Below are 14392 nucleotides of genomic sequence, written 5' to 3' on the forward strand. Positions count from 1 at the left end.
GCGTATGTCTACGCACCCCGCCCCCGCCCTGGGCGCCCTCGCCCCTCGCCTGACCGAGCTCTCACTGCGCGACGCGCACCGGCTCGGGCGCAGGCTGGAAGGCGCGCGCAAGATCCGTAAGCCGGAGGCCCGGACCGCCGTCCTCGCCGAGATCGAGGCCGAGGTGGCCAGGGCCGAGGAACGGATGGCCGGCCGGCGCGCCGTTCTGCCCGCCGTGTCGTACCCCGAGCAGCTGCCCGTCAGCCAGAAGAAGGCCGAGATCGCGGAGGCGATACGCGATCACCAGGTCGTGATCGTGGCCGGTGAGACCGGCTCCGGGAAGACCACCCAGATCCCCAAGATCTGTCTGGAGCTCGGCCGGGGCGTGCGCGGCATGATCGGGCACACCCAGCCCCGCCGGATCGCCGCCCGTACCGTGGCCGAACGGGTGGCGGAGGAGCTGCGCACCCCGCTCGGGGAGGCCGTCGGCTGGAAGGTCCGCTTCACCGACCAGGTGAACCCCGACGCCACCTTCATCAAGCTGATGACGGACGGCATCCTGCTCGCCGAGATCCAGACCGACCGCGAACTGCGCGCCTACGACACGATCATCATCGACGAGGCCCACGAGCGGTCCCTCAACATCGACTTCCTGCTCGGGTATCTGGCCCAGCTGCTGCCCCGGCGCCCCGATCTCAAGGTCGTCATCACCTCGGCCACCATCGACCCCGAGCGGTTCTCCCGGCACTTCGGCGACGCCCCGATCATCGAGGTCAGCGGCCGGACGTACCCGGTCGAGGTGCGCTACCGGCCGCTCCTCGAAGAGGACGCGGAGGACGCCGACCGGGACCAGATCACCGCCATCTGCGACGCCGTGGAGGAGCTCCAGGGCGAGGGCAGGGGCGACATCCTCGTCTTCCTCTCGGGAGAGCGCGAGATCCGGGACACCGCGGACGCGCTGGAGAAGCGGAACTACCGGTTCACGGAAGTGCTGCCGCTCTACGCCCGGCTCTCGCACGCCGAGCAGCACCGGGTCTTCCAGCCGCACACCGGCCGCAGGATCGTGCTGGCCACCAACGTGGCCGAGACCTCGCTGACCGTCCCGGGCATCAAGTACGTCATCGACCCCGGCTTCGCGCGCATCTCCCGCTACAGCCACCGCACCAAGGTGCAGCGGCTGCCCATCGAGGCGATCAGCCAGGCCAGCGCCAACCAGCGCAAGGGCCGCTGCGGCCGTACCTCCGACGGCATCTGCATCCGGCTGTACAGCGAGGACGACTTCGTCTCCCGGCCGGAGTTCACGGACGCGGAGATCCTCCGTACCAACCTGGCGAGTGTCATCCTCCAGATGACCGCGGCCGGCCTCGGCGACATCGAGAAGTTCCCCTTCATCGACCCGCCGGACCACCGCAACATCCGCGACGGCGTGCAGCTGCTCCAGGAGCTGGGCGCGATCGACCCGGCCGAGAAGGAAGCCCGCAAGCGGCTCACCGACACCGGCCGCAAGCTCGCCCAGCTGCCCGTCGACCCGCGGCTCGCCCGCATGGTCCTGGAGGCCGACAAGAACGGCTGTGTCCGCGAGGTCATGGTCATCGCCGCCGCGCTCTCCATCCAGGACCCGCGCGAACGGCCGGCCGACAAGCAGACCCAGGCCGACCAGCAGCACGCCCGCTTCCGTGACGAGACCAGCGACTTCCTCGCCTTCCTCAACCTGTGGAGATACGTCAGGGAGCAGCAGAAGGAACGCGGCTCCAGCTCCTTCCGGCGGATGTGCAAGCAGGAGTTCCTGAACTTCCTGCGCATCCGTGAGTGGCAGGACATCTACATGCAGCTGCGCACGGTCGCCAAGCAGATGGGCATCCACCTCAACGAGGAGGACGCCCCCGGCGACCGCGTGCATGTGTCGCTGCTCGCCGGGCTGCTTTCGCACATCGGCATGAAGGACGTGAAGGATGGCGCGAAGAACGAGTACCTGGGCGCGCGGAGCGCCAAGTTCGCGCTCTTCCCGGGGTCCGCGCTGTTCAAGAAGACCCCCCGGTTCGTGATGTCGGCGGAGCTGGTGGAGACCAGCCGCCTCTGGGCCCGGGTCAACGCGAAGATCGAGCCGGAGTGGGTCGAGCCGCTCGCCGAGCACCTCCTCAAGCGGACGTACAGCGAGCCGCACTGGGAGAAGGACCAGGCGGCCGTGCTGGCGTTCGAGAAGGTCACGCTGTACGGCGTACCGATCGTCGCCCAGCGCAAGGTGAACTACGGCCGCATCGACCCCGAGGTCAGCCGCGAGCTTTTCATTCGCAACGCGCTGGTGGAGGGCGACTGGCGCACCCACCACAAGTTCTTCGCCGACAACCGCCGCCTCCTGAGCGAGGTCGAGGAGCTGGAGCACCGGGCCCGGCGCCGGGACATCGTCGTCGACGACGACACGCTCTTCGACTTCTACGACCAGCGGGTGCCCGAACACGTCGTCTCCGGCGCCCACTTCGACTCCTGGTGGAAGCACAAGCGGCAGGAGCAGCCGGAGTTCCTCGACTTCGAGCGGGAGATGCTGATCCGGGAGTCGGCGGAGGCGGTCACCAAGGCCGACTACCCGGACTCCTGGCGGCAGGGCCAGCTGAAGTTCCGGGTGACCTACCAGTTCGAGCCGGGCGCGGACGCCGACGGCGTGACCGTCCACATCCCGCTCCAGGTCCTCAACCAGGTCACGGACGAGGGCTTCGACTGGCAGATCCCGGGCCTCCGGGAAGAGGTGGTCACGGAGCTGATCCGTACCCTCCCGAAGCCGATCCGCCGCAACTACGTGCCGGCGCCGAACTTCGCGAAGCGCTTCCTGGACACGGCGGTCCCCCTTCAGGAACCCCTCCCGGTGACCATGGCGCGTGAGCTCAAGCGCATGGTCGGCGTGCCCTTCGAGGCCGAGGACTTCGACTGGGCGCGGGTCCCCGACCACCTGAAGATCACCTTCCGGATCATCGACGAACGGCGCCGGAAACTCGCCGAGGACAAGGACCTGGAGGCGCTGAAGCTCCGGCTGAAGCCGAAGGCCCGCCAGGCCATCTCCCAGGCCGCCGCGGCCACCGCGGAGCGCCAGGGCGGCGAGTCCCTGGAACGCAAGGGCCTCACGGACTGGACGATCGGCACGCTCACGCGGGTCTTCGAGACGCGCCGGGCGGGCCAGCCGGTGAAGGCCTACCCCGCGCTGGTCGACGACGGCGACACGGTCTCGGTGCGCCTCTTCGACACCGAGGAGGAGCAGGCCGAGGCGATGTGGAAGGGCCTGCGCCGGCTCGTCCTCCGCAACATCCCGGTGAACCCGGCGAAGTTCGCGTCGGAGAAGCTGACGAACGCCCAGAAGCTCGCGCTGTCGGCGAACCCGCACGGCACGATCCAGGCCCTGTTCGACGACTGCGCGATGGCGGCGGCGGACAAGCTGATCGCCGACTTCGGGGGGCCGGTGTGGGACGAGGAGTCGTACCGGAAGCTGTACGACAAGGTGCGCGCCGAGATCGTCGACACGACGGTCCGCACGGTCGGCCAGGTGCAGCAGGTGCTGGCCGCCTGGCAGGCCTGTGAACGCCGTCTGAAGGGCGTACGGAGCCCCGCGCTGCTGGCGAACCTGACCGACGTCCGCAAGCAGCTGGACGCGCTGATGAAGCCGGGCTTCGTGACGTGGGCCGGGATACGCCGGCTGCCCGACCTCATGCGCTATCTGGTCGCCGCCGACCGGCGCCTGCAGCAGATGCCGGCCAACGTCCAGCGGGACACCACCCGGATGGAGAAGGTCCACGAGATGCAGGACGAGTACGCCTGGCTCCTGGAGCAGCTCCCCAAGGGCCGGCCGGTGCCGCAGCAGGTCCTGGACATCCGCTGGATGCTGGAGGAGCTGCGGGTCAGCTACTTCGCGCACGCGCTGGGGACCGCGTACCCGGTCTCCGACAAGCGGATCGTGAAGGCGATCGACACGGCGGCCCCGTAACCGACCGGGCACGCGGAGTGAGTTCGACCAGGACCTACCCCCTCCTGTACAGTCCTTCTCGCAGCACAACGCAAGACAAAGTGCCGCGAAACCTGGTCCTGTGGAGCAGTTTGGAGTGCTCGCCACCCTGTCAAGGTGGAGGCCGCGGGTTCAAATCCCGTCAGGACCGCCCGATGCCGAGGCCCGCATCCCGTAAGGGAAGCGGGCCTTTCGCATGTCCGGAGCCCGCGGACGGCACGGCCGAGGACCGCCGTCGCGAGGGCGGGCGGGGGCCGGGCGCCCTTGACGGGGTCACATTCGGCGGTTACCCAGGAGGGAGGGCCCGGTTCTCCCGGCCCCCTTCTGGAGGTGGCGTATGGCGGCTTCGGTGCGGCACGAGACACGGGCGTTGCTGAGGGCCCACCTGGCGGCCGCCTCGTCGTACCGGCATCTGACCCGTCACTGCCCGGTCTGCCATCGGCTGCTGCGGCTGGCCATGGACTCCGCCCCGCACGCCGCGGAGGGCCCCGAGGGCGCCACGGAGGACGAGGATCCCGTCGGCGTGTGACCAACGGCCTTTCCCGCAAGGGGCGGTGGCGGGTCCGCTGCGCCGCGCCGCCCCTCTATCGCACCCTGCGGAGTACAAACAACCCATGCGGTATGTGACGGGTGTCACCGCATGAGTTTCCGAAACGACGGTACTTACCCCCTTCCTACAACTGGTCAATTTAATATGTGCAATTGCACCACCCTGTGGACCCGCCCCACGCCCGTCCCGGGACCCCCCTCCGGGCCCGTCCACAGCGATCCGACAGCGCCCCCCAGACTCCGACAAGGCCGCTCACAGAACCGCTGGCTAGGGTGGGCCAAGACCCCATGGGCGCACAAAAAAGATCGCGCTGGACCCGGCGGAGTCCAGCGCGATCTACGACGCACCCTGTGTCGCTTGCCTGAGAAGTTCTTGTCGGCCTGGGCGTGGGTCCCGTTGGGGCAGGTCCCGCGTCGCTTGTAGCTAGGGTTTCGGGCGTCTCGGCCAGTTGGGGGACCGGTCGGTTTGCCCGCTATTCAGTTGGTCAGGCCTCGCTGCGCTGCTGCGGGATGCCCGCCAGCAGGGCGCGCACCTCAGCCTCGCGGTAGCGGCGGTGTCCGCCGAGCGTGCGGATCGACGTGAGCTTGCCGGCCTTCGCCCACCGCGTGACCGTCTTGGGGTCGACGCGGAACATCGTGGCGACCTCAGCCGGGGTCAGCAGCGGCTCGGCATCAGGGGTGCGAGCGGTCATGAGCGGCCTCCTCGGGAGAACCGAACCATCTCGGTTCTTTCCTCTAAATTCTGCACCTTGACCCGCGTTGCCCGAAATGGCGGACGCGAGTCGAGTCGGTTATAGGACGAACGGCTTGTCCTCGGCACTACAACTACACCATCTGTCCAGCCGCGTCGGCCAAACCGATGGAATTGCCCTCCCAGGTAGTCATCAGCCGCGGAAGCCGATGGACCATGCCATAGCGGACAGTCACGCCTCTGTGACGATCAGTCACAGGACGATCAGGAGTCACCAGACCCCCCAAAGCACGTAATGCTGAGAATCCGCCCACAGTGCACCACACTTGGACGGATGGAGCCCTCCCCGGACTCCTTGTCCTATTTTGGCACGAGGAGTGGCAAGAGGCGCAAGAGCCGTGTAAGTGCTATCCGTCACCCTTGGCGCAAAAGCCCGGATCAGGATCCAACGTCCTGTGCGTTCACTGAAGTGCCGTCAACGTACGTTGTTTCATGCCTTCTGGGCCGTGACGTACATCACTCACCACACACACGTCACGCAGGTGTCATCCGGCGGTAAACCCCATCAGACACCCCGTCACCTAGTACGCAGGAACGGGCATCGGCACTCAGTTCGCCGAACGGCGGTCCCGTACCGCCCGCCACCGCTCCACCAGCCGGCCGTACGCCTCCCCGGCCGCGGCCCCGTCGCCCTGGCGCAGCGCCTCGATGCCGGCCGCCACGTCGGCCGCCGAGTGGTCGCCCTCCAGGTCGCCGGCCGGCAGCGTGTGGACGAGACCGCCGTAGTCCAGCTCGACCAGCGAGCGCGGGTGGAACTCCTCCAGCCAGCGGCCGACGTCCACCAGGCCGTCGATCAGCGGCCCTTCCTCCACGGTGTCCTTGAGGGTGCGCAGCGCCCGCGCCACCCGGCGCCGGGCCTGCACCATCGGCGTGCGGTAGCGCAGCATCGGCGGGATCTCCGCGGTGCCCTTCTCGTACCGGCGCTCCTCGTCGGAGACGAGCACGAACCAGTTCAGCGGCACCTGCCAGGTCGCGGTGCGGATCCAGGGCCGCGAGTCGGGGTTGCGGACCAGCCAGCGCTCGTAGTCCGCCGTGGCCTGCCGGCGCACGACCGGCGGGAGCATCGCGTCCAGGACCGGCTTCGGCAGGTCGTCGGGGAGCTCCTGGAGCGCCTGCCAGCCGCGCAGCCGGGTCCGCCACGGGCAGACGCAGACGACGTCGTCCACCTCCAGGACGAAGGCGTCACCGCTCTCCTGCACCGGCACCACGACCGGCGGGGTGGGCAGCAAGTCGGCCAGGGAGCGGCGCAGTTCGTCCTGATAGGAGGGACGGTCCGGGCGGCGGGCGTAGCGCGTCCAGTGCTCGCGCTCGCGGGCCGGGAAGGCCGCCAGCGGCTCGTAGACGCGCAGGTACGTGGCATAGGGGACGACCACCGAGGACACCTTGGGCACGCCTGCTCCCTCCCCATCGGACCGGGCTCGAAACCAGCGGACCCCACCACGGAGCCGACCCGGGGCGACCGCGGAAACCACAGCAAATCGTCCCACGCTCATACGTGCGCACACGGCACGGGAGAGTGATCCTGAACACTGCGCGGATGGTGCGCGGGCAATGGCTCTACGCTCATGCCACGGCCCCCGCCACCCTTACGGGAGCCCCAGCTTCCACCCGCCGCGACACACGCGACACAACCGGGAGTCACCACAGTGACCGACGTTTCCACCGGCGTCCTGCACACCCTGTTCCACTCGGACCAGGGCGGTCACGAGCAGGTCGTGCTCTGCCAGGACCGCGAGAGCGGCCTCAGGGCCGTCATCGCCATCCACTCCACCGCGCTGGGCCCCGCCCTCGGCGGCACCCGCTTCTACCCGTACGCGAGCGAGGAGGAGGCCGTCGCCGACGCCCTCAACCTCGCGCGCGGGATGTCGTACAAGAACGCCATGGCCGGGCTCGACCACGGCGGCGGCAAGGCCGTGATCATCGGGGACCCGGACCGCGACAAGACCGAGGAGCTGCTGCTCGCCTACGGGCGGTTCGTGGCCTCGCTCGGCGGCCGGTACGTCACCGCCTGCGACGTCGGCACGTATGTCGCCGACATGGACGTGGTGGCCCGCGAGTGCCGCTGGACCACCGGGCGCTCCCCCGAGAACGGCGGCGCCGGCGACTCCTCCGTGCTCACCGCCTACGGCGTCTACCAGGGCATGCGGGCCAGCGCCCAGCACCTGTGGGGCGACCCCTCGCTGCGCGGCCGCACCGTCGGCATCGCGGGCGTCGGCAAGGTCGGCCGCCACCTCGTGGAGCACCTGCTGGAGGAGGGCGCCGAGGTCGTCATCACCGACGTGCGGCAGGAAGCCGTGTGGCACATCGCCGACCGGCACCCTTCCGTGGGAGTGGCCGCCGACACCGACGCGCTGGTCCAGGTCGAGGGCCTCGACATCTACGCCCCCTGCGCGCTCGGCGGTGCCCTGAGCGACGCGTCCGTCCCGGTGCTGACCGCGCAGGTGGTGTGCGGCGCGGCCAACAACCAGCTCGCCCACCCGGGCGTCGAGAAGGACCTCGCCGACCGCGGCATCCTCTACGCACCGGACTACGTGGTGAACGCCGGCGGGGTCATCCAGGTCGCCGACGAGCTGCACGGGTTCGACTTCGACCGGTGCAGGGCCAAGGCCGCGAAGATCTTCGACACCACGCTGGCCATATTCGCACGTGCGAAGGAAGACGGGATTCCGCCGGCCGCGGCGGCCGACCGGATCGCCGAACAGCGGATGCACGATGCCGCAACAGCGGGTGGCCGCTGACCGACGGCAGGGTTTCCGGGCGGTTTTTCGGTACCTGCCGGCGGGCAGTTGGAGAGAACTCTCACGTTCGTCGGCGGGTCGCCCGCCAGGAAGTGGTTAAAATCGTGGTTGACCAGCGGGGACGGGGCGCCTCGCGGGTCACCGGGTCAGGCGCGTGGTGCGGGCGACGTACCGTATGGGCGCGGGCTCAGGTACCGTGGAAGCCCTACGGACCGGTCTCTCCGAGGAGAGTCCGTTCCGGATCATGAACGCGTGTCAGACTCTGGGGCCGTCGAGCCCCGTCACCGAGGGGGTCGAGCCATGGGGCGCGGCCGGGCCAAGGCCAAGCAGACGAAGGTCGCCCGCCAGCTGAAGTACAACAGCGGTGGGACTGACCTGTCACGTCTGGCCAGCGAGCTGGGCGCATCGACTTCGAGCCAGCCGCCGAACGGCGAGCCGTTCGAGGACGACGACGAGGACGAAGACGACCCGTACGCCCAGTACGCGGATCTCTATAACGACGACGATGAGGACGAGGACGAGGACGACCAGTCCGGTCCGCACTCCCAGCATCGTCGCGGTGCTTGACGCCAGCGGCTGCTGAGCCGCTTCACTTGCCCGGTCCGGGATTTCATCGCCGGACCGGGTTTTGTGCTGGGCTCTCGGGGCTCCGCCCCGGACCCCGCTCCTCAAACTCCCCCAGAGGGGGGACCCCCAAGGGGCTAGTTGGACGGGTGATCCCCTACCAATTCGGCGCCGATGGTGTGCTCGCCGCGGTCGGTGATCTCGCCTGCGACCCAGGCCTCGACCCCGCGGTCGGCCAGTGTGGTGAGTGCCACATCCACCGATTCCTGCGGGACGATCGCGATCATGCCGACGCCCATGTTGAGCGTCTTCTCCAGTTCGAGCCGCTCGACGCCGCCGAGGCGGCCGACCAGGCCGAAGATCGGGCCCGGGGTCCAGGTGCCGCGGTCGACGATCGCGTGCAGGTGGTCCGGGATGACCCGGGCCAGGTTCGCGGCCAGTCCGCCGCCGGTGACATGGCTGAAGGCGTGGACCTCCGCCGTGCGCGTCAGGGCCAGGCAGTCCAGCGAGTAGATCTTGGTCGGCTCCAGGAGCTCCTCGCCGAGGGTGCGGCCGAAATCCTCGACGCGGGCGTCGAGCGCGAGGCCCGCCTGGTTCAGCAGGACGTGCCGGACCAGGGAGTACCCGTTCGAGTGAAGCCCGGAGGACGCCATGGCGATCACCGCGTCACCCGTACGGATACGATCCGCGCCGAGCAGCCGGTCGGCCTCCACCACGCCCGTACCGGCGCCGGCCACGTCGAAGTCGTCCGCGCCCAGCAGGCCCGGGTGTTCGGCCGTCTCGCCGCCCACCAGGGCGCAGCCGGCCAGTACACAGCCCTCGGCGATGCCCTTGACGATGGCCGCGACCCGCTCGGGGTGGACCTTGCCGACGCAGATGTAGTCGGTCATGAACAGCGGCTCCGCGCCGCACACCACGATGTCGTCCATGACCATGGCGACCAGGTCGTGGCCGATGGTGTCGTACACGCCCAGCTGCCGGGCGATGTCCACCTTGGTACCCACGCCGTCCGTGGCGGACGCGAGCAGCGGGCGCTCGTAGTTCTTGAGGGCGGAGGCGTCGAAGAGGCCGGCGAAGCCGCCAAGGCCGCCGAGGACCTCGGGGCGCTGCGTCTTCTTCACCCACTCCTTCATCAGCTCCACGGCGCGGTCGCCGGCCTCGATGTCGACTCCGGCAGCCGCGTAGGAAGCACCGGGAACAGAGTTCTCAGACATTGCCTGGGATCTTTCGGGTTGGTTTCTACGAGGCTTACGGGCGACGGATCGCGTCGGCCGCGGCCGTGGCTGCCGGACCGGCGGCCAGCTCGGTCTCCAGGAGCTGCTTGCCGAGCAGCTCGGGGTCCGGGAGCTCCATCGGGTACTCGCCGTCGAAGCAGGCCCGGCAGAGGTTCGGCTTGGCGATGGTGGTCGCCTCGATCATGCCGTCGATGGAGATGTACGCCAGGGAGTCGGCGCCGAGCGAGGTGCCGATCTCCTCGATGCTCATGCCGTTGGCGATGAGCTCGGCGCGGGTCGCGAAGTCGATGCCGAAGAAGCAGGGCCACTTCACGGGCGGGGAGGAGATCCGGATGTGGACCTCGGCCGCACCCGCCTCGCGCAGCATCCGCACCAGGGCCCGCTGGGTGTTGCCGCGGACGATCGAGTCGTCGACGACCACCAGTCGCTTGCCCTTGATGACTTCCTTCAGCGGGTTCAGCTTCAGGCGGATGCCGAGCTGCCGGATGGTCTGCGAGGGCTGGATGAAGGTCCGGCCGACGTAGGCGTTCTTGACCAGGCCGTTGCCGAAGGGGATGCCGGAGGCCTCCGCGTAGCCGACGGCCGCGGGGGTGCCGGATTCCGGGGTCGCTATCACCAGGTCGGCGTCGACCGGGGCTTCCTTGGCGAGCTTGCGGCCCATCTCCACGCGGGAGAGGTACACGTTCCGCCCGGCGATGTCGGTGTCGGGGCGGGCCAGGTACACGTACTCGAAGACACAGCCCTTGGGCTTCGCGTCAGCGAACCGCGAGGTGCGCAGGCCGTTCTCGTCGATGGCGACGAACTCGCCCGGCTCGATCTCGCGGACGAAGCTGGCGCCGCAGATGTCGAGGGCGGCGGACTCCGAGGCGATCACCCAGCCGCGCTCCAGGCGGCCCAGGACCAGCGGGCGGATGCCCTGCGGGTCGCGGGCGGCGTAGAGGGTGTGCTCGTCCATGAAGACGAGCGAGAAGGCACCCCGGACCTTCGGCAGGACCGCGTGCGCGGCCTCCTCGATGGTCAGCGGCTTGCCGTCCGCGTCGACCTGGGCCGCGAGCAGCGCGGTGAGCAGGTCGGTGTCGTTGGTCGCGGCGACCCGGGTGGACCGGCCGCCCGGGTCCTTCGGGAGTTCGGCGACCATCTCGGCGAGCTGCGCCGTGTTGACCAGGTTGCCGTTGTGGCCGAGCGCGATCGAGCCGTGCGCGGTGGCGCGGAACGTCGGCTGGGCGTTCTCCCACACGGAGGCACCGGTGGTCGAGTAGCGGGCGTGACCGACCGCGATATGACCCTGGAGCGAACCGAGCGAGGTTTCGTCGAAGACCTGGGAGACGAGGCCCATGTCCTTGAAGACGAGGATCTGGGAGCCGTTGCTGACCGCGATTCCCGCGGATTCCTGGCCCCGATGCTGGAGGGCGTAGAGCCCGAAGTACGTGAGCTTGGCGACCTCTTCACCGGGAGCCCAGACACCGAAGACGCCGCAAGCGTCCTGGGGGCCCTTCTCACCGGGGAGCAGATCGTGATTGAGGAGACCGTCACCACGTGGCACGGCACCGAGTGTAGGCGAGATCGACCACTGGTCCGAATTGGGGATACCCGGCCGTAATGGATCTACGACCGCGGACACCCTTGTGGCTTTCTCCATTTCCGCAGGTCAGCACGGTAAGAGGTTTCTCCAGGGAGGGCCGGTTCGGGTGGACCGGTGCCGACGCAACCCCCTCGCACCGTATCCCTGAGTGAGGTGTCGCACATCATTCGGGGGGCCCGGACAGCCGGACGCGGTCGCCGCCGGCCGTGCTGAGGGTGAGCCCGCCGTCCTCGCCCGTCATGGTCAGCGGCCCGGCGGTGAGCGTGCGGGCGAGGGCGCGCTCGAAGGTCATCCGTGCGTTGTCGCAGGCCATCCGGGTGGTCCGGAGGTGGCTCAGCCGGATCTGGTCGCCGGTGATCTGCGCGGTGGCGCTGAACCGGTTGCACCCGAGGCTGCCGGCCGCCCGGCCGTCCTGAATCTTCAGGTGGGCGCGTGCCGGGGCGGGGTGGGCGGTGCCGTCGACGGTCACGCTGTCGACGGTCCAGTCGGTCCCGGTGACCGGTGGCCGAGTCCCCACGGAAGCACCTCCCTCACCGCCACAGGCCACCGCGAGCAGGACGAGCAGGGCGGCCGCCGCCGTAGTCAGGGTCATACCGCGCATGCGCTGTTTCAACCCGTACATACCGTTTCGACGGTGCGCACCGGTCGATCGGTTCCCTCACGGGTTTCCGGACGGGCTGTCTCGCGGGTTTCCTCACGCCATGACGGGCAGGTACGCCCCCAGGTCCGCCCGCTCGCCGCTCGCGCTGACCCGGGCGTCCGCCAGGGCCTCCTTCCACCCCAGCCGTCCGGTGGCCAGCCGGATCCAGGTCAGCGGGTCGGTCTCGACGACGTTCGGCGGGGTGCCCCGGGTGTGCCGGGGTCCTTCGACGCACTGCACCACGGCGTACGGCGGCACCCGCACCTCGGTGGAGCCGCCGGGCGCCTTGACGGCGAGCGCGTCGGCGAGCAGCCGGGTGCAGGCGGCCAGGGCCTGCCGGTCGTACGGCACCTCCAGTCCGGCGACGGCCGCGTTGAGGTCGTCGGTGTGGACGACCAGCTCGACGACCCGGGTGACGAGATAGTCGTCGAGGGAGAGGGCGCCGGCGCTGGTGGCGAGCAGCCGGGTGCCGGGGTGTGCGTCGAGCAGCGCGCGCAGGCCCGTGTCGGTGTCGGCGAGGTAGGCGTCGAGGTCGGGATGGTCGACGGCGAGGCGCCGGGTGAAGTCGGCGATGGCGGCGGAGTTGCCCGAGGTCCCGAACGGCCAGTCGAGCAGGACCGCGTCGGCCTTCGCGGGCTGTGGCTGGTCCAGGGCCCGGTGGACGGCGGTGAGCGCCATGCCGATGTGGGCGACGAGGTCACGTACGGTCCACCCGTCGAGCCGGGTGGGCAGCGCGAGCTGCTCGGGGGTGAGGCCCGCGACGGCCGCCCTCACGTTGTCGAACTGGGCGAGCACCGCGGCACGGGTCCTGGCCGGGTCGTACGTTCTGGGGCGCTTCTTGGCGGGAGGCATGGCGGTGAGCGTATTCCCCCGGCCCGCCCCCGGCGGACAGCCTGTCAGGCTGGGTTGACACGCCGGGGGGCGTCAATCCAGACTGACAGACATGGAAACGCAAGAGCTCTCGGAACGCCTCAGGTCGCACGACCCCGCGGTGGGACTGCGGGCCGTGGGTGCCCTGCACCGACTGGCCGAGCAGGTCGAGGCGGCGGCGGTCGCGCGCGCCAGGGAACAGGGCTGGTCCTGGGAGCAGATCGGGGACGCCCTCGGGGTGTCCCGGCAGTCCGTCCACGCCAAGTACGGGAAGTGAGACGACCATGTTCGAGCAGTTCGCAGCAGAAGCCAGGGCGACCGTCGCATCGGCGCTCGAAGAGACCACGCTGCGCGGCGACCGCCGCATCGGCACCGAGCACCTCCTGCTGGGAGTGCTTCACGAACCCCGCGCGGTGCGGGCGCTCGGCACCGACCTGGAGACCGCCCGCGCCGCCCTCGACACCCTCGACCGCTCCGCGCTGGCCGTGGTCGGCATCGACGTGCACGGGATCGAGCGGGCACCGGTCCCCGCCTCGCGCAAGCGCACCCCCTTCACCTCCGGCGCCCGCGCCGTCCTCCCCCGCGCCCTGGCCGAGACGAGGAGGGCCGGCGGCCGGCGCATCCAACCGGAACACCTGCTGCTGGCACTCCTCGACTGCGAACGACCGGATCCCGCGGCGGACCTCCTGACCGAACTCGGCGTCGACCGCGCAGCCGTCCGCGAGCGCATCCGGCGGACCGGCCGCTGAGACGCGGGACCCCGGGCGTCGGGCGCTCAGACGCCGAGAGCCCGGCGGAAGACGTCCGCATGCTCGGTGCACCAGTCGGCGAAGGTGCGCGGCTTGCGGGCGAGGAGACGTTCGACGGTGTCCGTGCGGACTCCGACGGTGTCGGGGCGCATGAGGCGGAACCCCTCGACGAGGGCCTCGGCGAGGGCGGGCGGCGCCCCGCCGGGGAAGCGGAACCGTACCGCCTCGGCGGGGGTGGCCACCGCGCGGACCTCGATGGCACGCCCGATCACCTCGGCGAGGACGCGGACCTGCTCGGCGACGGTGAACGTCTCGGCGCCGGTGAGGGCGTACTCCTGGCCCTGGTGGCCGTCCCCGGTCAGGGCCAGGGCGGCCACCGCGGCGATGTCCGCGGGGTCGACCGGCGCGTAGCGGCCCGGTCCGGCGGGGTCGAGGACGTAGCCGGCCTCGCGGAGGGTGGGCAGCACCGCCTGCGCCCTCGTCAAGCTCCGCCCTGTGCCGTCGTCCAACTGTGTCTTCTCGCGCAGCCGCCTCAGCGACGCGGGACCACCTACGTGCCGCCCGACCCCCACCGCCGCCCACCCCGAACCCTTCGAAGGCGTCGTCGTCCAGGTCGGCTCCGGGTACGCCGGCATCGACGCCGGAACCGCGTTCCTCCGGGTCCGGCTCGCCGACCACACCGAGCGCCAAGCCCTGCTCACGGACACCGAGTTGATGCCGTGAACCTGGTCCTCAGCTGCCTCGCCG

General features: G+C 70.1%; 14 protein-coding genes and 1 tRNA gene. 8 read left to right on the plus strand and 7 right to left on the minus strand.

The genetic code is table 11. The annotated features are described in order from the left end of the window. The first annotated feature begins 4 nt into the window (after nt 1-4). From hrpA to IEZ11_RS12080, 3 genes are all read left to right on the plus strand, one after another. Nucleotides 5-3949, plus strand: a complete 3945-nt coding sequence (gene hrpA / locus IEZ11_RS12070) for an ATP-dependent RNA helicase HrpA (RefSeq protein ID WP_189262703.1) — start codon at nt 5-7, stop codon at nt 3947-3949. Nucleotides 3950-4043: 94 nt separating this feature from the next. After that, nucleotides 4044-4118: transfer RNA gene (locus IEZ11_RS12075), tRNA-Asp, on the plus strand. A 186-nt stretch (nt 4119-4304) separates the two neighbouring features. After that, entirely contained in the window at nt 4305-4496 is a 192-nt protein-coding gene (locus IEZ11_RS12080) for a DUF6274 family protein (protein ID WP_189262704.1), read from the plus strand. Nucleotides 4497-5001: 505 nt separating this feature from the next. Here the strand turns inward: IEZ11_RS12080 and bldC are convergent. Beyond that, nucleotides 5002-5208, minus strand: a complete 207-nt coding sequence (gene bldC, locus IEZ11_RS12085) for a developmental transcriptional regulator BldC (RefSeq protein ID WP_003949541.1) — start codon at nt 5206-5208, stop codon at nt 5002-5004. A 607-nt stretch (nt 5209-5815) separates the two neighbouring features. Further along, nucleotides 5816-6658, minus strand: a complete 843-nt coding sequence (locus IEZ11_RS12090; protein ID WP_189262705.1) for a DUF8083 family protein — start codon at nt 6656-6658, stop codon at nt 5816-5818. A 255-nt stretch (nt 6659-6913) separates the two neighbouring features. On the opposite strand from IEZ11_RS12090, the gene IEZ11_RS12095 reads away from it, so the two are divergent. Then, a complete protein-coding gene (locus IEZ11_RS12095; RefSeq protein WP_189262706.1) occupies nt 6914-8005 on the plus strand; it encodes a Leu/Phe/Val dehydrogenase in 1092 nt (363 codons plus the stop codon). A 300-nt stretch (nt 8006-8305) separates the two neighbouring features. Next, nucleotides 8306-8572 carry a DUF3073 domain-containing protein gene (locus tag IEZ11_RS12100; RefSeq protein WP_189262707.1) on the plus strand — a complete coding sequence of 89 codons (267 nt, stop codon included), beginning with the start codon at nt 8306-8308 and terminating at the stop codon, nt 8570-8572. 134 nt (nt 8573-8706) lie between these two features. On the opposite strand, the gene purM is transcribed toward IEZ11_RS12100, so the two are convergent. From purM to IEZ11_RS12120, 4 genes are all read right to left on the minus strand, one after another. After that, on the minus strand, nt 8707-9783 hold the full coding sequence (gene purM / locus IEZ11_RS12105) for a phosphoribosylformylglycinamidine cyclo-ligase (protein WP_189262708.1): 1077 nt from the start codon (nt 9781-9783) through the stop codon (nt 8707-8709). Between the two features lie 34 nt (nt 9784-9817). Then, the gene (gene purF / locus IEZ11_RS12110; RefSeq protein WP_189262709.1) at nt 9818-11347 is read right to left on the minus strand and encodes an amidophosphoribosyltransferase; all 1530 of its coding nucleotides are present in this window, start codon (nt 11345-11347) and stop codon (nt 9818-9820) included. 202 nt (nt 11348-11549) lie between these two features. Then, nucleotides 11550-11978 carry an META domain-containing protein gene (locus IEZ11_RS12115; RefSeq protein WP_229712974.1) on the minus strand — a complete coding sequence of 143 codons (429 nt, stop codon included), beginning with the start codon at nt 11976-11978 and terminating at the stop codon, nt 11550-11552. A 102-nt stretch (nt 11979-12080) separates the two neighbouring features. Then, complete coding sequence (locus IEZ11_RS12120) at nt 12081-12878, minus strand: maleylpyruvate isomerase family mycothiol-dependent enzyme (protein WP_189262711.1); 798 nt, start codon at nt 12876-12878, stop codon at nt 12081-12083. 91 nt (nt 12879-12969) lie between these two features. On the opposite strand from IEZ11_RS12120, the gene IEZ11_RS12125 reads away from it, so the two are divergent. Further along, a complete protein-coding gene (locus tag IEZ11_RS12125) occupies nt 12970-13173 on the plus strand; it encodes a helix-turn-helix domain-containing protein (protein ID WP_189262712.1) in 204 nt (67 codons plus the stop codon). Between the two features lie 7 nt (nt 13174-13180). Next, nucleotides 13181-13645, plus strand: a complete 465-nt coding sequence (locus tag IEZ11_RS12130) for a Clp protease N-terminal domain-containing protein (protein WP_189262713.1) — start codon at nt 13181-13183, stop codon at nt 13643-13645. A 26-nt stretch (nt 13646-13671) separates the two neighbouring features. Here IEZ11_RS12130 and IEZ11_RS12135 read toward each other — a convergent pair whose 3' ends face one another. Continuing rightward, on the minus strand, nt 13672-14130 hold the full coding sequence (locus IEZ11_RS12135) for a Rossmann-fold NAD(P)-binding domain-containing protein (RefSeq protein WP_229712975.1): 459 nt from the start codon (nt 14128-14130) through the stop codon (nt 13672-13674). Nucleotides 14131-14140: 10 nt separating this feature from the next. Between IEZ11_RS12135 and IEZ11_RS12140 the strand changes: the two genes are divergently transcribed. Then, entirely contained in the window at nt 14141-14368 is a 228-nt protein-coding gene (locus tag IEZ11_RS12140; protein WP_189262714.1) for a hypothetical protein, read from the plus strand. The last annotated feature ends 24 nt before the right edge of the window (nt 14369-14392 follow it).

Origin of the sequence: Streptomyces fuscichromogenes (assembly GCF_014645815.1) — a bacterium.
Lineage (GTDB): Bacteria > Actinomycetota > Actinomycetes > Streptomycetales > Streptomycetaceae > Streptomyces > Streptomyces fuscichromogenes.